Source organism: Micromonospora globbae, assembly GCF_003610785.1.
GTDB classification, from domain to species: domain Bacteria; phylum Actinomycetota; class Actinomycetes; order Mycobacteriales; family Micromonosporaceae; genus Micromonospora; species Micromonospora globbae.
Map to the genome: position 1 here is coordinate 261,801 of NZ_RAQQ01000005.1, position 24,336 is coordinate 286,136.

The window sequence follows — 24,336 nt, forward strand, 5'->3', positions numbered from 1 at the left end:
CCACCCCGTACGCGGGCGGGACGGTGCCAGGATTCCGGCAGGAGGGCGGCGCACCGCCCCGAGCCGAGAGGGGTCCACGTGAGCACCGTCCCGCCGGGTACGCCCTGCTGGGCCGACCTCGCCACCCCTGACCTGGACGACGCGCGCCGGTTCTACCCGGAGCTGTTCGGCTGGACCGGACGGGTGGCGCCGGAGCCGGAGGCGGGCGGCTACACGGTCTTCCAGCTCCGGGGGCGGGCGGTGGCCGGAGCGGGGCCGCCGGCGATCCCCGACCAGGTGCCGATCTGGTCGACGTACATCGCCACCGACGACGCCGACCTCGTGGCGGGCCGCGTCGAGCGGGCCGGCGGGCAGGTGGTGGTGCCGCCCTTCGAGGTGTTCGACCGGGGACGGATGGCCGTCTTCAGCGACCCGGCCGGCGCCTCGTTCAGCGTCTGGCAGCCGATGGCGATGCCCGGCGGCGAGGTGTTCAACACCCCGGGCGCGATGGCGTGGAACGAGTTGGTCACCCCCGACCCGGAGGGCGCCAAGGTCTTCTACGAGCTGGTCTTCGGCTGGCAGCCCGACGACCAGGTGGTCGGTGACATGACGTACACCGGCTGGCGGCTGGGGGCGCAGATCGTGGCCGGGATGATGCCGCCGCTGGGCGACGGTTTCCCCGACGACCTGCCGGCGTACTGGACCGTGTACTTCGCGGTCGCCGACGCGGACGCCGCCGCGGCCCGCGCCGCGGCGCTGGGCGGGTCCATCCTCGTGCCGCCCCGCGACATCCCGACGGGCCGGTTCGCAGCACTCCGCGACCCCCAAGGAGCACTCTTCTCCGTCATCGACATAGGCACGGAGTAACCGCGCCCCGCGCCCCCGCCCTCTCTCCCCCGCGATCTTGCAGTTTGTGCCCCTGATACGGGCGGATTGTCCCGGTTCGCCGGGGCAGAAAGTGCAAGATCGCGGGGGTGAGAGAGGGTTAGGGGCGGCGGACGGGGACGACCAGGGGGCCGTGCTCGCCGTCGACCACCCGGACCGTCGCGCGGTAGTGCTCGGCGAGCAGCCGCTCGGTGAGCACCTCGCGAGGTGTCCCGGCGGCGGCCACCCGGCCGGCGGCGAGCAGCACGAGACGGTCGGCGTACTCGCCGGCGATGGAGAGGTCGTGCATCGTGGCGACCACCGTCAACCCGTGCTCGCGGCGCAGCTGGTCGACGAGTTCCAGCACCTCCTGCTGGTGACCGATGTCGAGGGCGCTGGTCGGCTCGTCGAGCAGCAGCAGCGTGGCGCCCTGGGCGAGCGCCCGGGCCAGGAAGACGCGCTGCCGTTCACCGCCGGAGAGGGTGGCGAGCTCGCGCTGGGCGAAGCCGCCCAGGTCCAGCCGCCCCAGCACCTCGTGCACGGCGGCCAGGTCGGCGGCCGACTCCCGGCCGAGCGGAGGGATGTACGGCGTGCGGCCGAGCAGGACGTAGTCCAGCACGGACATGCCGGGCGGCACCACCGGGGACTGCGCCACGGTGGCCACGATCCGGGCCCGGTCCCGCCGGCGCAGCGACCCGATCGGCGTACCGAAGAGGCTGACCCCGCCCGACGCGGGCAGCAGTCCGCCCACGACGCGCAACAGGGTCGACTTGCCGGCGCCGTTCGGGCCGATGACGGTGACCCACTCGCCGGCGGCGACGGTCAGGTCGATCCCGGCCAGGACGGGCGTCCCGCCCAGGGACACGTGCAGATCGCGTACGACGACGGCCGGCGTGTCGCCGGGGCGCCCGGCGGCGGCGCTCACGTCAGCACCCGCCGGGCGGTGCGCAGGACCAGGACGAAGAACGGGCCGCCGAGCAGGGCGGTCACCACGCCGATCGGGATCTCGGCGGGCGCCGCGGCGGTACGCGCCACCACGTCGGTGAGCGCCAGGAACGCCGCGCCGAACAGCAGCGAGAGCGGCAGGATCACCCGGTAGCTCGACCCGGCGAGCAGCCGTACGGTGTGCGGCACGATGATGCCGACGAACCCGATGAGGCCGGTGGCGGAGACCGCCGCGGCCGTGCCCAGCGAGGCGGCGGCGATCAGCAGGTAGCGGGAGCGCTGCGGGTGCAGGCCGAGGCTGCTCGCCTCGTCGTCGCCGACGGAGAGCACGTCCAGCTCCCGCCCGTGCAGGAGCACCACCACGGTGGTGAGCACGGCGTACGGCAGGACGAGCAGCACGTCGTGCCAGCCGGCGGTGGCGAGCCGGCCGAGCAGCCAGGAGTAGACGGCCTGGATGCTGTCGGCGTTGCGTTGCAGCAGGTACGTCTGGCCGGCGGAGAGGAACGCGGAGACCGCCACGCCGGCGAGGATCAGCATGGCCGGGGACCGGCTTCGGCCGCCCGCCGCACCGAGCAGGTAGGTCAGCGCCACGGCGCCCAGCGAGCCGACGAACGCGGCGAGCGGGATGGTCAGGGGCAGGCCGGTGAGCGCGCCCTCGGTGCCGGCTCCGCCGAGCGCGATGACGGCGGTCACCGCGAGGCCGGCCCCGGCGGCGACGCCGAGCAGGTACGGGTCGGCCAGCGGGTTGCGGAACACGCCCTGGTAACAGCCGCCGGCCAGGGCCAGCAGCCCGCCGACCAGCAGGCCGAGCACCACCCGTGGCAGCCGCAGCTCCGTCACGATGGCGATCTCCCGCTCGCTGAGCCCGCTCTCCAGGTGCACGCCCGGCAGCAGGTTCAGCAGTTCGGCGGCGACACTGCCCGGGGGCAGGGTGACCGGGCCGAGCGAGACACCGGCCACCAGCGCGACGAGCACCGCCACCACCCCGCCGACCAGCCAACGCGGGCGCAGGCCCGCCGGCCGGGACACCGGTGGCGTCCCGGCCGGACGGGCGGGCGGTGCGGCGGGGGCCACGGGAGCGACCCGGGTCATCGGCGACCGACCGTCACGCGGGCACCTTGGCGACGGCGTCCACGATGGCCCGCAGCATGTCCACGACGCGCGGCCCCCAGCGGGACGCGATGTCGTCGTCGAGCGCGACCACCTGGTTGTTCTTCACGGCGGTCAGCCCGGACCAGCCGCTGCGCGCCTTCACCGTGTCGGGGCCCTGCTTGCAGCACTTCGTGTCGGCCAGGAAGATGAAGTCCGGGTCGGCCTTGACGATGACCTCCTGCGAGAGCTGCGGGTAGCCACCGTTGCGGCCGTCGGCGTCCGCCGGGTCGGCGATGTTCTCCAGCCCGGCCATGGCGTATAGCGAGCCGATGAAGGTCTTGCTCGTCACGCTGTACAGCTCCGGGCCCAGCTCGTGGTAGTAGGTGAGCTTCTCCGACCGCTGCGGCAGGTCCTTCACCAGCTTGGCGATGTCGTCACGCATCCGCTGCGTCACGTCGGCCGCCTCGTCGGGGTGGCCGGTGAGCGTGCCCAGGTCGGTGATCTGCCGGTACGTGTCGTCCAGAGTGGTGGCCGCCGGGGTGAGGTACACGGGGATCTTCAGCTTCCCGAGCTGGTCGACGATCTTGTTGCGGTCGTCGGAGATCACCACGAGGTCCGGGTTCTTCGCGGCGATGGCCTCGGCGTTCGGCTGGAAGCCGGAGAGGTCGGTCTTCGGCGCCTCCGGCGGGTAGTTCGAGTTGTCGTCGGCGGCGATCACCTGCGGGCCGGCGCCGATGGAGAAGAGCATCTCGGTCGCGGACGGCGACAGCGAGACGATCTTCTCGGGGCGCTTGTCGAGGGTGACGTCGCCGACGGTCACCGGGAAGGCGGCGGTCGACTGGCCGCTGCCGGCGGCGGGGGTGTCGTCGGTCTTCTCCGCGCACGCGCCGAGGGCGAGCGCGGCGACCGCGAGGGTCGCGGCGAGGAGCCGGGGGGTACGTCTGGACATCGGTCCTCCTGTCGGTCGAGGAGCGTGGGCTTCGCCGACAGGGACACTGCGCCCGTCCGCGAGGCGCCCTTCCTCGAGAGCGCGGGTCGCGACCGATCCGCAGGCGACCTGGCTGATCCCCACCACACGGGCGGTGGGGCATCACAGTTGCGGGACAGCGCCGGGTTCGCACCGGCTTCGCTGCGGGACGGTCGGTAAGACGGTAGCGCACCGGCCGACCGGGCCCGAGCGATCAGGCGACCGATCGGGCCCGGCCGATGGGGGACGCGGGAGTTGGCTGCCGGATTGTCCCGTTCCGGCAGCCGGTGGCGGGGCCCCGACGGGGGCGGGACGGGGCCCCACCGGCTCAGGAGGCGGTGATGGTGATGTTGTCCACAGCCGCCTCGACGAGGCTCGCGCCCGAGGCGTCCGCCGCCTGCACGAGGATCCGGACCGTCTGCCCGGCGTACGGGGTGAGGTTGGCGCTCGACACGGTCCAGGCGCCGTTGCGGTTGGTCGCCGCGCCGGCCTGGTTGAGCAGGGTGGTCGTGCCGCCGTTGTGCACCACGCTGACCCGGAGGTAGTCGGCCGACGAGGAGTTCGAGCCGTGCGCCAGGTACCAGGCCAGCGAGAGCGTCAGCGTGCCGCTGGCCGGCAGGGTCACGGCCGGCGACCGGGCGCTGGTCACCCCGCCGTCGACGTCGTGGTCGCCCGCCGCGGCGCCGGCCAGCCGGCCGGTGACCAGGTCGTTGCCGCCGGCGTACGGGGTGAGCTGCTTCGCCCCGCTCGACGTGGTGGCCTGGGCGGCGCCCCGCTCGAAGACGCCCGCCGTCGCGGTGTCCGTGCCCGACGGGTCGACCGTCCACCCGGTGTCCGTCTCGAAGGTGTCCGACCAGACCGTGGTGCCGCCGCCACCGCCGCAGTACTGCGCCTGCTTGCCGATGGCCCGGTACGGGCAGTCGGCGTACTCGCTGAGGATCAGCACGGCCTCGCGGTTGCGGGAGGTCTGCGCCGGGATCACCTCGTCGGGCGGGTAGAAGCCGCCGCCGGATGCCGATCCCGGGTACATCTCGAAGGTGTACGCCCAGATGCCGTGCTGGCCCCACATCCAGTCGATGCTGTCCCCGTCGGTGATGTAGAGGTCGCTCGACTGCTCGGGGGTGTAGCCGTTGGTGGCGGCCATCTGCTGGCCGATGGTGGCGAACGTGTTGTACTGGTCCGCCGTCATGCCGGGGGCGGTGTTGTTGTACGTGTAGCCGAACGGCCAGAGCACGAGTTCCGAGTACGTGTGGAAGTCGATGTTGGCCTTGATCTGCTGGACGCCGCCGACGACCCGGCTGTTGACGAAGTTGCGCAGCGCCTGCGTCTCCGGCGCGGAGAACGCCGACGGGCCCCGGTAGGTCTCCGACGAGGTGGAGCCGGACGAGCCGCCGCAGCAGCCCCACTGGTAGCCCCAGTTGCGGTTCAGGTCGGTGCCGACGTACGACGAGCCGCTGTTCGGCTGCCGGTTCTTGCGCCAGGACCGGTAGGAGCCGGTGGCGATGTCGTACTCGCTGCCGTCGGGGTTCATCGTCGGCACGATCCAGATCTCGCGGCTGTTCACGACGTTCGTGATCCGGGAGTCGCTGCCGTAGCCGTCGGTGAAGAGGTTCAGCAGGTAGATCGCCATCTCGACGGTCAGGTGCTCGCGGGCGTGCTGCTGCGAGTTGAAGAGGATCTCCGGTTCGTTCTCGTCGGTGGCGACGTTGTCGGAGATCTTCACGGCCATGAGGTCGCGGCCCTCGTACGAGGAGCCGATGCTGAGCTTGCGGGCGATCGTCGGGTGGTCGGCGACGACCCGGTTCACGACGGCGGTCAGTTCGGCGTAGTCGTGGTAGTTCGAGTCGGCGGGCGGGAAGGCGAAGGTGCCCACGTCGCCGTGGGCGGCCGGTGGCGCGGCGACCCGCTCCAGGCGGAAGCCGAGCCGGGCGATGGCCGCGGCCTCGGCGGACGTCGCCGAGACGTGCAGCACACCGTGCTCGCTGTAGTCGATGGCCGCGCCGGTGCGGGCCACGGCGGTGCGGTCGGCGAGCGTACGGGGGCCGAGCACCCGGTACTCGGCGGTCGCCGGTGCGCCGGGTTCCGGAGCCGGGCGGGCGGAGACCGGCCCGGTGGCGACGGTGACGAGTCCGAGCGCGGCGGCGACGGCGAGCGCCAGGGCGCGACGGAGACGGACGGGCGTGCGGAAGGCCATGGACAACCTCCTCGGGGTGCGGGAGATCCCGCTCGGTGGAGCACACTCCACCACCCGTCACATGGTCATATCAATATCTATCGTTGTCTCTTCCATGCCAGGCGGATCATCACCCCGGCAATGATTTTTCATACATCCAGATATGGCGAAACTTTCCTCCGAGCGGGAGACTGACCCGCAACGATGCCCGTTCCCCCGACACCCGCGGAGCACTCATGGCCAGAACACGCCTGCGCGCGGCCGCCCTCGCCGGCGTCACCGCGCTGACCCTCCTCGGCACCGCCGTACCCGCCACCGCGGCCGCCGTGGCGCCCGCGGCCGGCACCGCCGCCCGCCCGGTCAGCCACGACGAACAGATCACGTTCGACGAGTGGTCCCGCTACCCGGACTGGCGCCGGGGCACCCACGACGGCACCCGCGCCGTTCCGGGCGCCCGCCCGGGCCTGACGCTGGCCCGGCCGGCCGGCACCACCGACTACACCGACCCGCACACCGGCGTCACCCGCTCCTGGGAGTACGCCACCTGGACCTCGCCGGTCACCGCGATCGGCTTCGACGCGACCGAGCTGGTCGCCTCCTGGAACGCGAAGACCCCCGCCGGCACCTGGATCCAGGTGGAACTCCAGGGCCGCTACAACACCGGCGTCACGACCCCCTGGTACGTGATGGGGCGCTGGGCCTCCGGCGACGCCGACATCAAGCGGACCACCGTCAACCGGCAGGGCGACCCCTGGTCGACGATCTGGACGGACACGTTCAGCATCGACGACGCGTCCGTCGGGGTGCTGCTGCGGTCGTACCAGCTGCGGCTGACCCTCTACCGGGCCCCGGGGCAGGCCGCCGCGCCCGTGGTGCACATGCTCGGCGCCATGAGCTCGAACGTCCCGGACCGGTTCACCGTCACGCCGAGCGCCGGCCACATCGCCTGGGGCGTCGAACTGCCCGTGCCGCGCTACTCCCAGAACGTGCACTCGGGCCACTACCCCGAGTACGACGGCGGCGGCGAGGCCTGGTGCTCCCCCACGTCCACCGAGATGGTGATCGAGTACTGGGGACGGAAGCCGTCCGAGGCGGACACCGCCTGGGTCGACCCCACCTACCCGGACCCGACGGTCAACCACGCGGCGCGGATGACCTACGACTACGCGTACGACGGCGCCGGCAACTGGCCGTTCAACACCGCGTACGCCGCCAGCTTCCCCGGGCTGGAGGGGCGGGTCACCCGGCTGCACTCCCTTGACGAGGTGGAGCGGTTCATCACCGCCGGCATCCCCGTCATCACCAGCCAGTCCTTCCTCGCCAGCGAACTCGACGGCGCGAACTACGGCACCTCCGGGCACCTGTTCGTGATCGTCGGCTTCACCGCCGACGGGGACGTGATCGTCAACGACCCCGCCTCGTCGAGCAACGACGTGGTGCGCAACGTCTACCAGCGCGAGCAGTTCGAGCAGATCTGGCTGCGGACCAAGCGGATCAACGCGAGCGGCGGGATCTCCGGTGGCTCCGGCGGCGTCGCGTACCTCATCAAGCCGGTCCACAAGCCGTGGCCGCACGTTCCGGGCTCCACCAACTGGTGACCTGACCGACCGCGCCCCGGCCGCCCCGTCCAGGCGGCCGGGGCGTCGTCGTCACCGGCCCGGCGGCCCGGTCAACGTCTCGTGCCCGGCGGCCCGGTCAGCGTCGTCGGCGGCCGGGTCAGCGCGCGTCGTCGCGCGGCGGTTCGGACCCGCCCGGCTCGTCCTCGCCGGCCAGGGCGGACCGCAGGCGCTCCTTCTCCGCCCGGCGGCGCTCCGCGGCGCTCGCCATCTCCTCGGCCATCTCGTCCCGCCAGCCCTTGAGCAGGAAGAACGACAGCGCGGCGGAGAACACCAGCGCCAGCATCAGCTTGAGGAAGACGTTGATGTCGACCAGCCAGAGGGCCGCCAGCACGAGGACGAACAGCCCGATCCGGCCCAGCGTGTACTTGACCGCCGCGCTCACCTGCACCACTCCGTTCTCGTACCGCCGGACCGTCCGGCGTACGGCTCAGCCCGTCCGGCGGGCCAGCCAGCGGACGCCCGGAAACCACACCACCGCGTACGCCACGGTGAAGGCGGCCGCCGCCAGCGCGCCCGTCAGCAGCCCGGGCAGCCCCGCCGCGAAGCCGGCCACCACCAGGCCGACGACGACCGCGACCGCGACTCCCACCACCGCCGCGATCACCCGCGCGGCGCCGAACTCCCAGGCGCGGAAGTCCTCCCAGAAGAGCCAGACCGGCAGGATGACGGCCAGCCACCCGTTCGCCCGCCCGAACTCCCCGGCGCCGACCGTCGCGAACCCCCAGTCGAACACCAGGAGGGCGAGCACCCCGATCAGCCAGCCGGCGAGGCTCACCCCGATCAGGTCGCCGAGGAAACGAATTCGACCCTCGTCGTCCCGCCGGGGGAAACCGCTCTGCTGCTCCGTCATGGCCCTACGAGGGTACGTGCCGGCTCAGGCCCACACGCGCTGCGGTTCGGCGCGCCGCTCCGCCAGCGACGGTGCGGGGTCGTACTCCCGGACCACGTCGTAACGGGTGTCCCGCTCGACGGGGCGGAACCCGGCGTCCCAGATGAGGTCGAGCAGGTCCTCCCGGTGCATCGTGCTGGGCGTGCCGTACGCGTCCGCGTCGTGCGTGATCTTGTATTCGACGACCGACCCGTCGAGGTCGTCCACACCGAAGTTCAACGAGAGCTGCGCGACCGAGAGGCCGTGCATCACCCAGAAGCACTTCACGTGCGGCACGTTGTCGAAGAGCAGGCGGGAGACCGCGAACGTCTTCAGGGACTCCGCCGGGGAGGCCATCGTGGTGCGGGCCTGGAGCCGGTTACGGATCTTGCCGTCCGCCGAGTCCACGAAGTCGTGCTGGTAGCGCAGCGGGATGAAGACGACGAAGCCGCCGGTCTCGTCCTGCAGCTCGCGCAGCCGCAGCACGTGGTCGACCCGGTGCCGCGGCTCCTCGATGTGGCCGTAGAGCATCGTGGCCGGCGTCCGCATGCCCTTGCTGTGGGCGAGCCGGTGGATGCGCGACCAGTCCTCCCAGTGGCAGTCGTGGTCGACGATGTGCTGGCGGACCTCCCAGTCGAAGATCTCCGCGCCGCCGCCGGTCAGCGACTCCAGGCCGGCGTCCATCAGTTCGTCGAGGATCTCGTCGGCGGAGAGGCCGCTGATCTTCTCGAACCACTGCACCTCGGTCGCGGTGAACGCCTTGAGCTTGACGTTCGGCAGCGCCGCCTTCAGCTCGCGCAGCACCTTCGGGTAGTAGCGCCACGGCAGGGTCGGGTGCAGGCCGTTGACGATGTGCAGCTCGGTGAGCTGCTCGTCCTCCATCTCCTTGGCCTTGCGGACCGCCTCGTCGACGCGCATCGTGTAGGCGTCCTTCTCACCCGGCTTGCGCTGGAACGAGCAGTACGCGCACGACGCGGAGCAGACGTTGGTCAGGTTCAGGTGCCGGTTGACGTTGAACATCACCCGGTCGCCGTTGCGCTCGGTGCGCCGGTGGTGGGCCAGCCGCCCGAGCCAGACCAGGTCGTCGCACTCGTAGAGGGCGATCCCGTCCTCACGGGTCAGCCGCTCACCCGCGTACACCTTCGCTTCGAGCTCGCGCTTGAGTCCGGCGTCCATGCACGTCCCTTCCACCTGCGGTCCCAGCCGAGCGTACGTCGGGCGGCCGGCGGCACCGCCGGCACGGTCGGCGACGCCTCCCGTTCGCCGCATTCTCAGCCTTCTGTTACCCGACCACACATCGACAAGGCTGCGTCGGCTGAGGTAAGACAGGGTGGGGAGCGACACACCGAGCCCTTCTCGACCTCCCCTGGGGGTGTTGCGCCCGCAGGTGAGGGCCGGGGCGCACACACGGCCCCGGGGCGAGGAGGGGCACTGGTAGCGTCCCCCACCGCCGCGTCCACCGGCGCGGTGACGCGAGCCGGACGGGGAGCGGGATGGTCGACAGCGGGCGCGGGCGACGGCAACGACGACGGAGCCCGGTGGTCTCGCCGGTGCTGCGTCCGCGGCTCTGGTCGGCCCTGCTCGGCGCCATCGCCGCCGCGGCGCTCGCCGCCCCGGTGTACGCCGATCCGGCCGCCCCGACGACCGTGCCGGACTCGGGCGTCCGCCCGGCCGTGACCGGCTCGCTCCAGCTTCCCGGCGGCGCACCCGTGACCGGCGCCCCGGTGACGCCGGCCGCGCCGGTCGGCAACCTCGGCAGCGGGCCCCTCGCCAGCCAGATCTACGCCGCCGAGGCCGAGGTGGGCAGGCTCGGCGACACACTGCTCCAGCTCCGGCAGAAACGCGCCGAGGTCGAGGCCCGCCTCGCCGCCGCCGACGGCGAGCTGAAGATCGCCCGCGACGCCCTGGTCCGGGCCCAGGAGCGGGCCGACCAGGTCGCCGCCGACGCGCTGAAGGCCGCCGCGGCACTGCCGCCCGCCGAGTTCGCCGAGGACCTCGAAGGGCTCAGCCGGCTCCAGCGGATCACGCGGGGCGAGAAGGTCGAGGGCTCGACCACCGCCGCCGAGGGCGAGCTGTCCCGGGCGCGGGCCGCCGAGCAGGCGGCCTACCAGGCGTACGCGGCGGCCGAGGCGGAGCTGCGCACCGTCCAGGCGGAGTACGCCTCCGGCGAGAAGGCGCTGCGCGACGCCGAGGCGAAGCTGCTGAAGCTCCGCAAGGACAACGCCACGCAGCTCGTCGCCATCGAGCGCCAGCAGGAGGCCGCCGAGCAGCGGCTCGGCGCCGAGTTCGTCCAGGGCCAGAGCGCCAACGGGCTGACCGCCCACCCGCGGGCGATGGCCGCCGTACGCTACGCCCTCGCCCAGCTCGGCGACCCGTACCTCTGGGCCGCCGAGGGCCCGGACCGGTTCGACTGCTCCGGTCTCATGTGGGCGGCCTACCGGTCCAAGGGTGCGGACTACTTCGACCTGCCGCGGGTGTCGCGCGACCAGTACTACGCCACCCGTGGCCGTACGGTGGCGCGCACCGCGCTGCTCCCCGGTGACCTGCTCTTCTTCGCCTCGGGCAGCAGCTGGACGTCGATCCACCACGTCGGCATGTACATCGGCAACGGCAAGATGGTGCACGCCCCGACGACCGGTGACGTCGTGAAGATCTCGACGGTGACCTGGTCCCGGCTCTACGCGGCGACCCGGGTGATCGGTGCCGTGCCGGACACGACCACCACCCCGCCGAGCAGCCCGAAGCCGACCCCCAAGCCGACCCCCAAGCCGACGCCGAAGCCGACGCCCACGCCGAAGCCGTCCGGCTCGGCGACCCCGACGCCGAGCGGTTCCGCCACGCCGACGCCCAGCGAGTCGGTCACTCCGACCCCCACCGAGTCGGTCAGCCCGACGCCGACCGAGACGACGAGCGCGGACCCCGACGACAGCGACCAGCCGAGCCCGTCGAGCAGCACGACGACCAGCCCGCCGGCCTCCCCGGATGCGAGTTCGCCGGCGGCGACCCGCAGCGCGGAGACCAGCGGCAGCCCGTCGGCGAGCGGATCGCAGAGCCCGGACACGGACAGCTGACCCGCAAGCGCGGACTCCGGGTGTGTCAGCGGGGCGGAATGTGGCACCGTGACATCCAGGCACGCCCGGCCACGGCCGGGTCCGGGCGCGAGCGTGGTGCGGAGGGCGAAGATGGCCGAGCAGAAGGATCCGGCGGAGGCGACGACCGAGCCTGGTGCCACGCTCGTCGACGGGACGGACGCCGCGCCACCCGTCCAGCGTGGGAATACCGCTTCCGGCGACCCGTCGGCAGCCGCCACTGACCAGGCCGGCGACACGGCCGCCGGCAGCGAGCCGGCCGCCACCACGGACAGCGTCGGCGGCGAGGCGCCCGACACCGCCGAGGAACCGGCCGCCGCCACGGACAGCATCGCCTCGACGGACAACGCCACCGCCGAGGCTGCCGACGCCACGGACAGCGCCACCTCGACGGACGACGCCACCGCCGAGGCACCCGGCACCGCCGACGAGCCGGGCGACACCGTGGGCGGGACGTCCACCACCGCCACGGAGAGCGCCTCCGGCGCGGACGGCACGCCGACCGGGGACTCCGCGGCTGCGCAGCCTCCGGCGACTCCCGTACGCGCGCGGGCCAGTGTCGCCGCCGCCCTCACGTCGCCCTCCGGTGCGCTGGCCAGGCTGACCGCCGGCACGACGTACCAGGCGGCCGGAGCGGTCCCGCCGGGCACCGGGCTGCCGAGCCAGCGGGACGGCTCCGCCGCACCCGCCCGCGCCAGCGCCGCCGTCCCCACCCGGACCACGACCGACGACGTGCCCGCGCGCGCCAGCGCCACCGTGCCCGCCCCGACCACGACCGACCAGGCACCGGCACGCGCCAGCGCCGCCGTCCCCGGCCGGACGACCACCGACCCGACCCCGGTCCGCGCCAGCGCCACCGTCACCAGCCGCACCCCGGCCGACGAGGCGCCGGCCCGCGCCAGCGCCTCCGTTCCCACCGCCAGCCGGCCGGCGGCGGCCGGCGTGCAGACCGGCACGGGCGCGTGGCCGGCCGTTCCGGCCGTCTACCGGTCCGCCCCCGTGAACCCCGAGCCGCCCGAGCCGGCCCAACCTCCGGAGCCGGCGCAGCCGCCGAAGCCGCCGGTTCCCGAGCCGGAGCCGGCGCCCGCCCCCACGCCGCCCGTGCCGGGGCCGACTCCCCCGTCGCCCGCGCCGCCGGTGCCGCATCCGACACCGCCGGTGCCCGGGCCGTACCCGCCGGGACCGCGCCCCACACCGCCCGCACCCGGTCCCGTGCCGCCGCCACCGGGGCCGCCGGTACCCCCGCCGGGGCCGCCCGTGCCTCCGCCGCCGCCACCGCCCGCCCCCGCGCCGGCGCCCCCGTTCCCGCCGCCCCCGGCCACGTCCCGGGCGGCGGCGACCGCCCCCGGAGCGGGCGTCACGGCACCGTCCGGGGCACGCTCCGGCGGGTACGACGGCGGTCCGGACCTCGCCGGCACGGTCTACGGAGGCGGCACGGACGGTCCGGCGTTCGCCACCGTCGCGCTGCCGACGAACGCCGTCGAGAACTCCGGTTCGCTGACCGGGCACATCCTCGCCCAGGGGTGGGCGGACACGCCGGCCGAGAAGTCCCGGTCGACCCGCGCGATGATCGTCCTCGCGGTCGCCCTGGGCCTGCTCGTGCTGATCAGCGTGCTGCTCGTCCTGGTCGCGGGCGACGCCGTGAGCGGCCTCGTCGGCAACGTCCTCGCTGCCTGACCGCGCCGCCGGGCCCCTCCGCATCGACGGCGGCGGTTCGACGAGCCGGGGCATCCGGGGGCCCGCTGGTTCGACGAACCGGGGCACCCGGGGGTCCGCCGGCCGGGTGAGCCCGCCCACTGCCGAATCCGGCCGGGTGGCGGCTCGCCGTGATCGCCGTACACTTGACGGTGATCATTCACCTGGCGCGTGTCCTGCGCGCCCATGGGCGATCTTGCGGGCGATTCGCGCGGCGTACAGCTGCGGCGGGCCATCGCGAAGATTCGCCCCGCTCGAAAGGCACTTCTTGACCACCTTTGCTGACCCCAGCACCTTCCCGTCCGCTCTTGGCCGCACCCCGGCCGACCTGAACGACACCACCGCGCAGCCCACCGACCCGACCGACGGCCCCGCCCCGGACTTCGCCGCGCTCGGCCTGCCGCCGGCGCTGGTCCGCGCGCTGGCCCGGCAGGGCATCACCGCACCGTTCGAGATCCAGCGTGCGACCGTGCCGGACGCGCTCGCCGGCCGGGACGTGCTCGGCCGGGGCCAGACCGGCTCCGGCAAGACCCTGGCCTTCGGCCTGCCGCTGCTCGCCCGGATCGCATCCGGTGACCGGGCCCGGCCGCTGCACCCGCGCGCCCTGGTGCTGGTGCCGACCCGGGAGCTGGCCATGCAGGTCAACGACGCCCTGCTGCCGCTCGGCAAGGCGGTGGGCGTGTTCCTCAAGACCGCCGTCGGCGGTGTGCCGTACGACCGGCAGATCGACGCGCTGCGCCGGGGCGTGGAGATCGTCGTGGCCACGCCCGGGCGGCTCCGCGACCTGATCGACCGGGGCGTGTGCCGCCTCGACGACGTCGAGATCACCGTCCTCGACGAGGCCGACCAGATGGCCGACATGGGCTTCCTGCCGGAGGTCACCGAACTGCTCGCCAAGACCCCGGCGGACGGGCAGCGGCTGCTGTTCTCCGCCACTCTGGACGGTGACGTCGACGCGCTGGTCAAGCGGTTCATGACCGATCCGGTGACGCACTCGACGGCCCCGCCGACCGCCGCGGTGTCGACCATGGACCACCACGTGCTGCTCATCCCGCCGAGCGACAAGTTCCCCGTGGCCGCGTCGATCGCCGCCCGGGACGGCCGCACCATGGTCTTCGCGCGTACGCAGCTCGGCGTGGACCGGCTCGTCGACCAGCTCGCGGCCGTGGGCGTACGGGCGGGCGGGCTGCACGGCGGCAAGACCCAGCGGATGCGCATCCGCACCCTCGCCGAGTTCCGCGAGGGCCGGATGAACGTGCTCGTCGCCACGGACGTGGCCGCGCGGGGCATCCACGTGGACGGGGTGTCGCTGGTGCTGCACGTCGACCCGCCGAAGGACCCGAAGGACTACCTGCACCGGGCCGGCCGGACCGCCCGGGCCGGCGAGTCCGGGGCGGTGGCCACGCTGGTGCTGCCCAAGCAGCGGCGCACCACGCTCGCGATGCTCCAGAAGGCCGGCGTCGAGCCGGCGGAGACCCCCGTCCGGGCCGGTGACCCGGTGCTCGCCGAGCTGACCGGCGCCCGGGAGCCGAGCGGTGTCCCGGTCCGCGACGAGCCGGAGCCGCCGCGGCGGCACGGGGCGCGCTCCGGCGGCCCCCGCCGCTTCGGCGACCGCCCCGAGCGCCGGTTCGCCGACCGCGGCGCCGACCGGCGGTACGGTGACCGCCCGCGCGGCGAGCGGCCGTTCGACGGCCGGGACGACCGGCCCGGCCGGGCTGCGGACCGTCCGCGAGGCGAGCACCGCTTCGGCGACCGGGACGAGCGCCGGCACGCCGACCGGCCGTACGGCGAGCGCCGCTACGGCGACCGTGACGAGCGCCGGTACGCCGACCGCGCCGGTGACGGCGGGGCCGGGCGGCGGGGCGGGTTCCGGGCCGACGGCCGGGCCCGCGACGACCGCCCGCGCGACGAGCGCCGGAGCTTCGGCGGCCGGACGCCGGCGCGTACGCACTGAGGGACGGACCACCGACCCGCCGGAGGCCGCCGCGGAGCACGCGTTCCGCGGCGGCCTCCGCGCATGCGCTGCCGGCGGCGGCCCGGTCGCGTAACGTCCGGCTCATGCCGAGCATGCCGAAGTCGCGCTTCTGGACCCGCACCGACACGGCCGGAGCGGAGCACGCCCTCCTCGACGACGGCCGGGGGCTCGCGGCCCGGGGCACGATGCTCGCCGTCGACCCCGTCCCGTGGACCTGCCGCTACCAGGTGACCACCGACCCGGACTGGATCACCACCCGGCTGGAGGTCGAGGTGGAGGGGACGGGCTGGCTGCGCAGCGTACGCCTGGAGCGCGCGGCCGACCGGTGGCGGGTGACCACGGCGGAGCAGGGTGACCTGGACGCGGCGCTGGCCGCGGCCGGGCACGCCCCGGCCGGTCTGCCCGGCACCGACGACCCGGACCGGCTGGCCGACGCGCGGGACGTCGACCTCGGCGGCTCCCCGCTGTTCAACACGCTGCCGGTACGCCGGCTCGGGCTGGCCGGCGCGCCGGCCGACACCACGCACCGGATCACCGTGGCCTGGGTGCTCGTGCCGAGCCTCGCCGTGGTGCCCGCCGAGCAGGTCTACACGTCACTGGGGCCGGGGCGGGTGCGGTTCGCGAGCGACAGCTTCAGCGCCGACATCGACCTGGACGCGGAGGGGTACACGCTGCGCTACCCCGGGCTCGCCGGGCGGGGCGACGGGCGCTGAGGCACCGGCCGCGGGTCAGGCCGGCCAGGCGCCGCTGGCGAGGAAGCGGTCGACGACGTCCAGGTACGGCTCCAGGTCGAGGCCCTGCGCGGCCACCCAGCCGTCGTCGTAGTAGGTGTCGGCGTACCGGTCGCCCGCGTCGCAGATGAGGGTGACCACCGAGCCCGCCCGGCCCTCGGCGAGCATCTCGGCGATCAGCCCGAACGCGCCCCACAGGTTCGTGCCGGTCGAGCCCCCCAGCCGCCGGCCGAGCACCGCCGAGCCCGCCCGCATCGCCGCGAGCGAGGCGGCGTCGGGCACCTGCACCATCCGGTCCACGACGGAGGGCAGGAACGACGGCTCGACGCTCGGGCGGCCGATCCCCTCGATCCGGGAGCCCTTGCCGGTGCGGACCGTCCAGTCGCCGGCCACCCAGGCGGGGTAGTACGCCGAGTTCTCCGGGTCGACCACGCACAGCCGGGTCGGCAGCCGGCGGTAGCGGGTGTAGCGGCCGATGGTGGCGCCCGTGCCGCCGGTGCCGGCGCCCACCACGATCCAGGCGGGCACGGGGTGCCGCTCCCGGTCGAGCTGGCTGTAGATCGACTCCGCGATGTTGTTGTTGCCCCGCCAGTCGGTGGCGCGCTCCGCGTAGGTGAACTGGTCCATGAAGTGGCCGCCGGAGTCGTCGGCGAGCCAGCGCGCCTCCACGCACACCCGCGCCGGGTCGTCGACGAGGTGGCAGCGCCCGCCCTGGAACTCGATCTTCGCGATCTTCTCGGGCGAGGTCGAGGCGGGCATCACGGCGATGAACGGCAGCCCCAGCATCCGCGCGAAGTACGCCTCGGAGACGGCCGTGGAGCCGGAGGACGCCTCGACGATCGTGGTCCGCGGCCCGATCCAGCCGTTGCAGAGCCCGTAGAGGAAGAGCGAGCGGGCCAGCCGGTGCTTGAGCGACCCGGTCGGGTGCACCGACTCGTCCTTGAGGTAGAGGTCGATCCCCCATTCCCGGGGCAGCGGGAAGGGCAGCAGGTGCGTGTCGGCCGACCGGTTGGCGTCCGCCTCCACGGCCGCCACCGCCTCGGTCACCCACGCCCGGCCGGCCTCGTCGCAGCGGTCCAGGTGGGTCACGTTCCGCAACCTAGCAGGCACGTTCACGTTCCGCGCGTTCGCGTAGGTCGGCGCTGTCCGTCTCCACCACGATGTTGCTGCTGGCCGGTAGGGCGACCGCGCTGCGCGGGGAGGGTCGACGGCGACGGCTCACGGCCTGCGCGCCGAGCCGGCGCGGTCCCGGCCCGTACGCCGCGAGCTCGTCGTCGGGGTTGAGCAGCCGGCACGCGTCCATCGACAGGCAGCCGCACCCGATGCACCCGGTCAGCTCGCGCTGCAACTGCTCGATCTCGCGCTTCTTCGCCTCCAGCGCGGTCTGCCAGCGCCGGGACACGCGCTGCCAGTCGCGGATCGTGGGAATCGTGTCCATGGGGAGGGTGGCGAACACGTCACGCACGTCCGCGAGGCTGATCCCCAGCCGCTTCGCGACCAGGATCAGGGAGATCCGCCGCAGCATGTGGCGGGGGAAGCGGCGTTGGTTGCCCGCCGTGCGACTGGCCGCGATGAGACCCATCTGCTCGTAGTAGTGCAGCGCGGACGCGGCGACGCCCGTACGCCGTACCACCTCGCCGATCGAGAGCGAGTCGTCCGGTTCCTTCGGCACCGGTGACCTCCGACATAACCGGATTGACCTCAGGTTCACTTGAGATTTTACGGTCGCCGCATGTCCACTGTTGCTGACCGGTCAAGCGGCACCTGGCGCGATCTCCTCGGCCCCGGGCACATCGGCACGTCCGTCGTCCTCGCCGGCGGGGTCGGGCTGCACGCGACCAACGTCTTCCTCACCACCAGCCTGTTGCCGACGGCGATCGACGACATCGGAGGCGAACGGCTCTACGCGTGGAGCAGCTCCGTGTTCATGATCGCTTCGGTGATCTCCTCCATGCTCGTCAGCCGGCTGCTGGGCGGACGCGGGCCGGCCCAGGCGTACCTGGTCGCCCTGGTGCCGTTCGTCGTCGGCACCGTCGTCTGCGCGGTGAGCCCCACGATGGTGGCCCTGCTGTGCGGCCGCGCGTTGCAGGGCGTCGGCGGAGGCATCCTGGCCGGGCTCGGCTACGCGGTCGTCCAGGCCGTGCTGCCGGAGAACCTCTGGGCGAAGGCGACCGCCATGGTGTCGGCCATGTGGGGCTTCGGCACCCTCGCCGGCCCCGCGGTCGGGGGTCTCTTCGCCCAGTTCGACGCGTGGCGCCTCGCGTTCGTCACGCTCGCCGTGCTGGGGGTGGTCGTCGCCGCCCTGGTGCCGCGGGTCCTGCCCCGCCGGGACCGGTCGGCCGTGGCCGAACCGATGCCGGTCGTCTCACTGGCGCTGCTGACCGCGACCACCGCCGTCATCAGCGTCGCCAGCCTGCTGACCCGGCCGTGGCAGCTCGCCGGCGCGGGACTGCTGGCGGCGCTGCTGCTGGCCGGATTCGTGGCGTGGGAGCGCCGGGCCGACACCCGCGTCCTGCCCGCGACGACGTACTCCGCGGCCAGCCCTCTCAAGTGGCTCTACCTGACGATCGCGATCCTGGCCGCCGGCACCGCCACCGAGGCGTTCACCCCGCTGTTCGGCCAGCGGCTGGCCGGCCTGGAACCAGTGGTGGCCGGCTTCCTCGGTGCCGCCGTCTCCCTCGGCTGGTCGGCGACGATGGTGTTCAGCGCCAACGCCTCCGATCCGGGAACCGTCCGCCGGCTGCGTGTGCTCGGCCCCGCCGTGCTGGCCGCCGGCCTCGCGGTGACCGGACTGACCCAGTGGGACGGCGCGGGCCCGGTCACGGTCGCCGTCTGGTTCGGCGGGCTCGTCGTCGCCGGCGCCGGCATCGGGATCGCCTTCCCCCACCTGATCGTGGCCACCATGGGCGTCTCCGACGACCCGGCGGAGGCCGGCAAGGCTTCGGCCGGCGCCAACACGGTGGAGCTGATCGCCCTGTCGTTCAGCTCCGCCCTCGGCGGGGTCCTGATGAACCTCGGCGCGCCGTCGACGACCCGATCCGCGCAGCTCCTGCTCCTGGGCTTCGCGATCATCGCGGTGCTCGGTTGCCTCACCGCCCGCAACGCACGGGACGCCGACGAGCCACGGACGCAGCCCGACGCCGGCGGCCACCTCGTCGCCTCGTGAGCGACCCGCGGGACGGAACGAGCACCCCGGGGGCGTGAACCCGAACGTGGCGCCCGGCGGCGGCACCGAGCCGCCGCCGGCCGCGCCGGTCAGCCGGCGGGCGGAGTGACCGGTTGCGGCCGGTTCTCCCACTTCGTGGAGAGCGCGATCCCGGTCCGGGTGGAGGCCACCCCGGGTGTCCGGTTCAGCCGTACGATCAGCCGCTCCAGCTCGGCGATGGTGCCCACCCGGGCCTTGAGCAGGAACGACTCCACGCCGGCCATGAAGTAGCACGACTCGATCTCGGGCATGGCCCGGAACGCCTCCAGGACGTCGTCGGTGTCGGCGCCGGAGTCCTCGACGATGCCGATGAGCGCCGTGACCCCGAGCCCTATCGCCTCCGGCGCGACGTCGGCCCGGTACGCCCGCAGCACACCGCTGGCCTCGAGCTTGCCGACCCGCTCGTGCACGGCGGGCGCGGACAGGCCGACCTGGCGGGCCAGCTCGGCGTAGGAGAGGCGGGCGTTGTTGCGCAGCAGCTCCACGAGGCTCAGGTCGATCGCGTCCACGGACTGTGACCCTAGCCCCTGGGGGCGTAACGCCGGGACGAGGGCGTCCGTTGGACATGACAGCAGGTGACAGTTCACTTACGCAGGGTCAAGGGAGCGCGACGCCGGTACCATTGACTAACTTCCCACTCAGTGCGTTTTTCGCGTTTGGCGGACAGGCCAGGTCGCTGGTGCTGTAATTGCCATACGTCCCTCATGACGGCTCTGGGCTCGCACCGGCCGGGGGCAGTGTGTTCAGCCGGGGGCTTCGTCGACGCGAGGAGGGGGCTGTGGACACTGGAGATCGCCTGCTGACACCGGGTGAGGTCGCCGCGCTGTTTCGGGTTGACCCGAAGACTGTGACGAGATGGGCGGCGGCGGGTCGGATCGGCAGCATCCGGACTCCAGGCGGGCATCGCCGGTTTCGGGAATCCGAGGTGCGGGCCCTGCTTGAGGGGGAGGGCATGCTGGACGAGACCGACGAGGCGGGCAAGGCACGCAACGCGGGTCCGGCCGCCTCGACCGGTCCTGGTCCGGCCAACGCCGGCATGTACTGAGGTTCGCCGCGGAGGTCGTCACGCGGGCCGGGCGCGCGGTCCGGTCCGCGTCCCCGCCCGGCGTGGGTGACCGGTGGCGTCAGCCCCGGGCCGCGCCGAGTTCACCCGACCAGCGACGGAACAGCGTGTGCGGCACACCCAGTGCGTCCAGCACCTTGCCGGCGACGAAGTCGACCAACTGCTGGGCGGAGGCCGACGCCCCGGCGCCGTAGAAGCCGGGGCTCGCGGGCAGCACGACCGCTCCGGCGTCGTGCAGCGCGATCAGGTGTTCCAGGTGGCTGCGGGTCACCGGGGTCTCCCGGGGTACCACCACCACCGGTCGCCGTTCCTTCAGGTTGACCTCCGCGGCGCGTTGCAGCAGGTCCTTGGAGAGCCCGATGGCGATGCCCGCGCACGCCGCGGTGCTCGCCGGCACCACGGCCATCCCGCGGACCCGGTACGAGCCGCTGCTGGGCCCGGCGGCGAGGTCACCCGCCGGCCAGTACCGCACGTCGGCGTCGGCCAGGTCCCGGTCCAGCCAGCCGGCCAGGTCCTCGGCCCAGTGCCCGTCCCGGAACGGACGGCCGGTCTCGTCGAGCAGGGTGAGCCGGGCCGCCCGGGACACGATGAGGTCCACCGCCTCCCCGGCGTCGAGCAGCCCGCGGACGACGGCCGCCGCGTACGGCGTGCCGGACGCCCCGGACACCCCGACCACCCACGGTTCGCGCATGCCGTCCCGCCCCGTCACGGCCGCAGGCCGAGCCGGACCACCAGGTCGAGGAGAGCGAACGCGAACAGGACGATGCCCACGAACCCGTTGGCGGTGAAGAACGCCCGGTTGACCTTGCTGAGGTCGGTCGGGCTGACCACGAGGTGCTGGTACGCGAAGGCCACGGCGGTCAGCGCCAGCCCGATCCACCAGAGCCAGCCGAAGCCCACGAGCGCGCCGAACCACAGGAAGAGGGCGAACGTCACCACGTGCGCGACCGTGGACGCGTGCAGCGCGAAGCGCAGGCCGTACCGGGCCGGGACGCTGTGCACCCCGATCTGGCGGTCGATCTCGGCGTCCTGGCAGGCGTAGATCAGGTCGAAGCCGCCGATCCACAGCCCGACGGCCGCGCCGAGCAGCCAGGCCGGCCCGGAGCCCTCGAACGTGCCGGTCACCGCCAGCCACGCGCCGACCGGACCGACGGCCTGGGCGATCCCCAGGATGGCGTGCGGCCAGTTGGTGAACCGCTTGCCGTACGGGTAGACGACCAGCGGCACCACGGCGAGCGGCGCGAGCGCCAGGCAGAGCGGGTTCAGCAGGGCGGCGGCGGCCAGGAAGACCACCAGCGCGACCACGGCGCCGGTCCAGGCCGTCCGCACGCTGACCGCCCCGGTGACCAGCTCCCGGCCGGCGGTACGCGGGTTCCGCGCGTCGATCCGCCGGTCGAGGATCCGGTTGGCGGCCATCGCGAACGTCCGTGCCCCGACCATCGCCACCGTGATCCACAGCAGGTCGAGCCAGCGTACGTGGCCGCCGTGCACCTGCATGGCGGTGAGCGCGGAGAGGTAGCCGAAGGGCAGGGCGAAGACGGAGTGCTCGATGGTGACCAGCCGGAGGAAGGACTTCACCCGGCCCGGCCGCTCCGCCGGCGCGTCGAGGACCGCCATCAGATCCCGTACTCCTTCCATCGCTTGTCGACCAGCGACACCACCTCGGGCGACATCCGCATCTCCTCCGGCCAGCCCCGGGTGTAGCCCTCCTCGGGCAGCTTGCGGGTCGCGTCGATGCCCGCCTTGCCGCCCCAGAACTGCTGGTACGACGAGTGGTCGAGGTGGTCCACCGGCCCCTCGGTGAGCAGCAGGTCGCGCGCGTAGTCGACGTTGCCGAACGCGCGGAAGGCCACCTCGTTGTAGTCGTGCACGTCGCAGTCCTCGTCGACGATCACGATGAGCTTGGTGAGCGACATGAGGTGCGCGCCCCAGATGGCGTTCATCACCTTCTGCGCGTGCTTCGGGTAGCGCTTGCGGATCGACACGATCGCGCAGTTGTGGAAGACGCCGGCGGCCGGCAGGTCGTAGTCGACGATGTCCGGGATCAGCAGCTTGAGCAGCGGCTGGAAGATCCGTTCGGTGGCCTTGCCGAGGCCGTGGTCCTCCTGGGGCGGCTTCGAGGTGACGATCGAGTGGTAGACCGGGTCGCGCTGCATGGTCATCACCTCGACGTGCAGCACCGGGAAGGGCTCGACCGGGGTGTAGAAGCCGGTGTGGTCGCCGAACGGCCCCTCCGGCAGCCGCTCGCCGGGCTCCAGGTAGCCCTCCAGCACCACCTGGGCGTGCGCCGGCACCTGGAGCGGCACGGTGAGGCAGTCCACCATCTCCACCCGCTCGCCGCGCAGGAAGCCCGCGAACAGGTACTCGTCGATGTCGCTGGGCAGCGGCGCCGAGGCGGCGTACGACACCACCGGGTCGCACCCGATCGCCACGGCGACCGGCAGCCGCTGACCGAGCCGCTCGGCCACGGCGTGGTGGGCCGTCGAGTCCTTGTGGATCTGCCAGTGCATGCCGAGGGTGTTGGGCGAGTGCTGCTGGAGCCGGTACAGGCCGAGGTTGCGCTTGCCGGTCTCCGGATGCTTCGTGTGGGTCAGCCCGAAGTTGTGGAAGACGCCGCCGTCGCCGGGCCAGACCTGCAGGCCGGGCAACCGGTTGAGGTCGACGTCGTCGCCCCGGTAGACCACCTGCTGGCAGGGGGCGGTCTTCACCTTCCGCGGCGGCAGGGACTTGAGCTGCATGACCTTCCCGAGCCCCTCGCGGATGCCGGACCAACCGACCGGAAGCTCCGGCTTGACCAGCTCACCGATCCGCGCGCCGACCTCGTCGAGCGTCTCGACGCCGAGCGCCATGGCCATCCGCTTCTCGGTGCCGAAGAGGTTGATCGCGACGGGCATCTCGCCCCGGGTCGGGCGCTCGAAGAGCAGCGCCGGGCCGCCTGCGCGGACCGTCCGGGTCACGATCTCGCTGATCTCCAGGGTCGGGTCGACCGGGACGGTCACCCGCCGCAGCTCGCCCGCGCGCTCCAGGGCCGCGAGGAAGTCCTTGAGGTCGGTGTACGGGAAGCCACGAGCCGCCATAGGCGCAAGTCTCCCCCACCGCCGCCCGGGGGGTGCCGCCGCCCCGGCCGGTCGCGTACGTTCCGCAGGCCGGTGAGGTCCGCCACAGCGACCGCCCGGAGGGGCCCGGCTGTCGGTGCCGGACGGCACCATCCGTGGGCTGCCGCACGAGAACGAGGGAGTCCCGCCATGCCGCGCCGTACGTCCGTGACCCTGAACGCCGTCGAGCACGGCACCGGCGTCCCCGTGCTGGCGTTGCACGGATGGACACCGGACCACCGGCTGATGCTCGGCTGCCTCGAACCGGTGTTCGCCGGCCGCGCCGGCTACCGGCGGCTGTACCCGGACCTGCCCGGCATGGGCGCGTCGCCCGCCCCGCCGGAGATCGCCAGCTCCGACGACGTGCTCGCCACCGTGCAGGACTTCGTGGACGACACCCTCGGGGACACGCCGTTCCTGCTCGTCGGCGAGTCGTACGGCGGCTACCTCGCGCGGGCGCTGGCCCGGTCCCGGCCGGCGCAGGTGCGCGGCCTCGCGCTGATCTGCCCCATCGGCACCGCCGTGGAGAACGCGGAGCGCCGCGTGCCGCCGCCGCAGGTGCTGCGACCCGATCCCGACCTGCTCGCCGCGACCGACGCCCGGGCCGCCGCCGAGTTCGCGGACATGGCCGTCGTGCAGACCCCGGAGACGTTGCGCCGGTTCCGCGAGGAGATCCTCGTGGGCCTCGACGTGGCGGACACGGCGGCGATGGCCCGCATCCGGCAGCGCTGGACGCTCAGCGAGGATCCGGAGGGCGGTGAGCCGTTCGCCCGGCCGACCCTGATCCTCACCGGCCGGCAGGACCACGCCACCGGTTACCTCGACCAGTTCGCGCTGCTGCCGCACTACCCGCGGGCGACGTTCGCGGTGCTGGACGTCGCCGGGCACAACCTCCAGATCGAGCAGCCCGCCCTGTTCGACGCGCTGATGGGCGAGTGGCTCGACCGGGTGGCCGCCGAGGGCTGAGCGCCGGGCG

The 24,336-nt window shown here is 73.5% G+C and carries 22 protein-coding genes and 1 riboswitch; of the genes, 9 read left to right on the forward strand and 13 right to left on the reverse strand.

What is annotated here, in order from left to right:
• Positions 1–78: 78 nt before the first annotated feature.
• Positions 79–846: a VOC family protein gene (locus tag D7I43_RS09210; protein ID WP_120327997.1), complete on the forward strand. Its 768-nt coding sequence runs from the start codon at positions 79–81 to the stop codon at positions 844–846.
• 118 nt (positions 847–964) lie between these two features.
• Here the strand turns inward: D7I43_RS09210 and D7I43_RS09215 are convergent, their stop codons facing one another.
• The 4 genes from D7I43_RS09215 to D7I43_RS09230 form a co-directional block, all read right to left on the reverse strand.
• Entirely contained in the window at positions 965–1,768 is an 804-nt protein-coding gene (locus tag D7I43_RS09215; RefSeq protein WP_120327998.1) for an ABC transporter ATP-binding protein, read from the reverse strand.
• On the reverse strand, positions 1,765–2,880 hold the full coding sequence (locus D7I43_RS09220; protein WP_240032866.1) for a FecCD family ABC transporter permease: 1,116 nt from the start codon (positions 2,878–2,880) through the stop codon (positions 1,765–1,767). The genes D7I43_RS09215 and D7I43_RS09220 overlap by 4 nt, the downstream gene beginning before the upstream one ends.
• Before the next feature lie 13 nt (positions 2,881–2,893).
• Entirely contained in the window at positions 2,894–3,829 is a 936-nt protein-coding gene (locus D7I43_RS09225) for an ABC transporter substrate-binding protein (protein WP_120327999.1), read from the reverse strand.
• Between the two features lie 107 nt (positions 3,830–3,936).
• Positions 3,937–4,005, reverse strand: a riboswitch (cobalamin riboswitch).
• Positions 4,006–4,175: 170 nt separating this feature from the next.
• Positions 4,176–6,041: a M14 family metallopeptidase gene (locus D7I43_RS09230; protein WP_120328000.1), complete on the reverse strand. Its 1,866-nt coding sequence runs from the start codon at positions 6,039–6,041 to the stop codon at positions 4,176–4,178.
• 215 nt (positions 6,042–6,256) lie between these two features.
• Here D7I43_RS09230 and D7I43_RS09235 point away from each other — a divergent pair, with 215 nt between their 5' ends.
• Positions 6,257–7,618, forward strand: coding sequence for a C39 family peptidase (locus D7I43_RS09235; protein WP_120328001.1), 1,362 nt, complete (start codon positions 6,257–6,259; stop codon positions 7,616–7,618).
• Between the two features lie 118 nt (positions 7,619–7,736).
• Here D7I43_RS09235 and D7I43_RS09240 read toward each other — a convergent pair whose 3' ends face one another.
• Genes D7I43_RS09240 through mqnE form a run of 3 tightly spaced genes read right to left on the reverse strand, consistent with a single transcriptional unit; the run spans position 7,737 to position 9,683 of the window.
• Entirely contained in the window at positions 7,737–8,021 is a 285-nt protein-coding gene (locus D7I43_RS09240; RefSeq protein ID WP_120328077.1) for a DUF4229 domain-containing protein, read from the reverse strand.
• A gap of 45 nt (positions 8,022–8,066) precedes the next feature.
• On the reverse strand, positions 8,067–8,489 hold the full coding sequence (locus tag D7I43_RS09245; RefSeq protein WP_120328002.1) for a hypothetical protein: 423 nt from the start codon (positions 8,487–8,489) through the stop codon (positions 8,067–8,069).
• A gap of 24 nt (positions 8,490–8,513) precedes the next feature.
• The gene (mqnE, locus tag D7I43_RS09250; protein ID WP_120328003.1) at positions 8,514–9,683 is read right to left on the reverse strand and encodes an aminofutalosine synthase MqnE; all 1,170 of its coding nucleotides are present in this window, start codon (positions 9,681–9,683) and stop codon (positions 8,514–8,516) included.
• Positions 9,684–10,000: 317 nt separating this feature from the next.
• Between mqnE and D7I43_RS09255 the strand changes: the two genes are divergently transcribed.
• From D7I43_RS09255 to D7I43_RS09270, 4 genes are all read left to right on the forward strand, one after another.
• Positions 10,001–11,578 carry a C40 family peptidase gene (locus D7I43_RS09255; protein WP_120328004.1) on the forward strand — a complete coding sequence of 526 codons (1,578 nt, stop codon included), beginning with the start codon at positions 10,001–10,003 and terminating at the stop codon, positions 11,576–11,578.
• A gap of 111 nt (positions 11,579–11,689) precedes the next feature.
• Positions 11,690–13,273, forward strand: coding sequence for a hypothetical protein (locus D7I43_RS33545; RefSeq protein WP_240032867.1), 1,584 nt, complete (start codon positions 11,690–11,692; stop codon positions 13,271–13,273).
• 346 nt (positions 13,274–13,619) lie between these two features.
• Positions 13,620–15,245 (forward strand): DEAD/DEAH box helicase, encoded by a 1,626-nt coding sequence (locus D7I43_RS09265; protein WP_120328079.1) that lies wholly within the window; start codon positions 13,620–13,622, stop codon positions 15,243–15,245.
• A gap of 104 nt (positions 15,246–15,349) precedes the next feature.
• Positions 15,350–15,979 (forward strand): putative glycolipid-binding domain-containing protein, encoded by a 630-nt coding sequence (locus tag D7I43_RS09270; RefSeq protein ID WP_240032868.1) that lies wholly within the window; start codon positions 15,350–15,352, stop codon positions 15,977–15,979.
• A gap of 15 nt (positions 15,980–15,994) precedes the next feature.
• On the opposite strand, the gene cds1 is transcribed toward D7I43_RS09270, so the two are convergent.
• On the reverse strand, positions 15,995–17,086 hold the full coding sequence (gene cds1, locus D7I43_RS09275; protein WP_120328081.1) for an L-cysteine desulfhydrase Cds1: 1,092 nt from the start codon (positions 17,084–17,086) through the stop codon (positions 15,995–15,997).
• A gap of 10 nt (positions 17,087–17,096) precedes the next feature.
• A complete protein-coding gene (gene soxR / locus D7I43_RS09280) occupies positions 17,097–17,669 on the reverse strand; it encodes a redox-sensitive transcriptional activator SoxR (RefSeq protein ID WP_120328005.1) in 573 nt (190 codons plus the stop codon).
• Between the two features lie 60 nt (positions 17,670–17,729).
• Here soxR and D7I43_RS09285 point away from each other — a divergent pair, with 60 nt between their 5' ends.
• The gene (locus D7I43_RS09285; protein ID WP_120328006.1) at positions 17,730–19,163 is read left to right on the forward strand and encodes an MFS transporter; all 1,434 of its coding nucleotides are present in this window, start codon (positions 17,730–17,732) and stop codon (positions 19,161–19,163) included.
• Between the two features lie 89 nt (positions 19,164–19,252).
• Here the strand turns inward: D7I43_RS09285 and D7I43_RS09290 are convergent, their stop codons facing one another.
• Positions 19,253–19,711 carry an Lrp/AsnC family transcriptional regulator gene (locus D7I43_RS09290; RefSeq protein WP_120328007.1) on the reverse strand — a complete coding sequence of 153 codons (459 nt, stop codon included), beginning with the start codon at positions 19,709–19,711 and terminating at the stop codon, positions 19,253–19,255.
• A 269-nt stretch (positions 19,712–19,980) separates the two neighbouring features.
• Here D7I43_RS09290 and D7I43_RS09295 point away from each other — a divergent pair, with 269 nt between their 5' ends.
• On the forward strand, positions 19,981–20,247 hold the full coding sequence (locus D7I43_RS09295; protein WP_120328008.1) for a BldC family transcriptional regulator: 267 nt from the start codon (positions 19,981–19,983) through the stop codon (positions 20,245–20,247).
• Positions 20,248–20,326: 79 nt separating this feature from the next.
• Here D7I43_RS09295 and D7I43_RS09300 read toward each other — a convergent pair whose 3' ends face one another.
• The 3 genes from D7I43_RS09300 to D7I43_RS09310 are packed head-to-tail and all read right to left on the reverse strand — an operon-like array spanning position 20,327 to position 23,342.
• On the reverse strand, positions 20,327–20,956 hold the full coding sequence (locus D7I43_RS09300) for a UbiX family flavin prenyltransferase (RefSeq protein ID WP_120328082.1): 630 nt from the start codon (positions 20,954–20,956) through the stop codon (positions 20,327–20,329).
• 14 nt (positions 20,957–20,970) lie between these two features.
• Positions 20,971–21,903, reverse strand: coding sequence for a menaquinone biosynthesis prenyltransferase MqnP (gene mqnP / locus D7I43_RS09305; RefSeq protein WP_192902109.1), 933 nt, complete (start codon positions 21,901–21,903; stop codon positions 20,971–20,973).
• A complete protein-coding gene (locus D7I43_RS09310; RefSeq protein WP_120328010.1) occupies positions 21,882–23,342 on the reverse strand; it encodes a menaquinone biosynthesis decarboxylase in 1,461 nt (486 codons plus the stop codon). Before D7I43_RS09310 ends, mqnP begins: the two co-directional genes overlap by 22 nt.
• 168 nt (positions 23,343–23,510) lie before the next feature.
• On the opposite strand from D7I43_RS09310, the gene D7I43_RS09315 reads away from it, so the two are divergent.
• A complete protein-coding gene (locus D7I43_RS09315; RefSeq protein WP_120328011.1) occupies positions 23,511–24,326 on the forward strand; it encodes an alpha/beta fold hydrolase in 816 nt (271 codons plus the stop codon).
• The last annotated feature ends 10 nt before the right edge of the window (positions 24,327–24,336 follow it).

What these genes read in the sequence shown, in the direction of transcription:
- D7I43_RS09220 (WP_240032866.1), bottom strand. Translation starts at nt 2,880, where the DNA reads ATGACCCGGGTCGCTCCCGTGGCCCCCGCCGCACCGCCCGCCCGTCCG.
- D7I43_RS09225 (WP_120327999.1), bottom strand. Translation starts at nt 3,829, where the DNA reads ATGTCCAGACGTACCCCCCGGCTCCTCGCCGCGACCCTCGCGGTCGCC.
- D7I43_RS09230 (WP_120328000.1), bottom strand. Translation starts at nt 6,041, where the DNA reads ATGGCCTTCCGCACGCCCGTCCGTCTCCGTCGCGCCCTGGCGCTCGCC.
- D7I43_RS09235 (WP_120328001.1), top strand. Translation starts at nt 6,257, where the DNA reads ATGGCCAGAACACGCCTGCGCGCGGCCGCCCTCGCCGGCGTCACCGCG.
- D7I43_RS09245 (WP_120328002.1), bottom strand. Translation starts at nt 8,489, where the DNA reads ATGACGGAGCAGCAGAGCGGTTTCCCCCGGCGGGACGACGAGGGTCGA.
- mqnE (WP_120328003.1), bottom strand. Translation starts at nt 9,683, where the DNA reads ATGGACGCCGGACTCAAGCGCGAGCTCGAAGCGAAGGTGTACGCGGGT.
- D7I43_RS09255 (WP_120328004.1), top strand. Translation starts at nt 10,001, where the DNA reads ATGGTCGACAGCGGGCGCGGGCGACGGCAACGACGACGGAGCCCGGTG.
- D7I43_RS33545 (WP_240032867.1), top strand. Translation starts at nt 11,690, where the DNA reads ATGGCCGAGCAGAAGGATCCGGCGGAGGCGACGACCGAGCCTGGTGCC.
- D7I43_RS09270 (WP_240032868.1), top strand. Translation starts at nt 15,350, where the DNA reads ATGCCGAGCATGCCGAAGTCGCGCTTCTGGACCCGCACCGACACGGCC.
- D7I43_RS09285 (WP_120328006.1), top strand. Translation starts at nt 17,730, where the DNA reads ATGTCCACTGTTGCTGACCGGTCAAGCGGCACCTGGCGCGATCTCCTC.
- D7I43_RS09300 (WP_120328082.1), bottom strand. Translation starts at nt 20,956, where the DNA reads ATGCGCGAACCGTGGGTGGTCGGGGTGTCCGGGGCGTCCGGCACGCCG.
- mqnP (WP_192902109.1), bottom strand. Translation starts at nt 21,903, where the DNA reads ATGGAAGGAGTACGGGATCTGATGGCGGTCCTCGACGCGCCGGCGGAG.
- D7I43_RS09310 (WP_120328010.1), bottom strand. Translation starts at nt 23,342, where the DNA reads ATGGCGGCTCGTGGCTTCCCGTACACCGACCTCAAGGACTTCCTCGCG.
- D7I43_RS09315 (WP_120328011.1), top strand. Translation starts at nt 23,511, where the DNA reads ATGCCGCGCCGTACGTCCGTGACCCTGAACGCCGTCGAGCACGGCACC.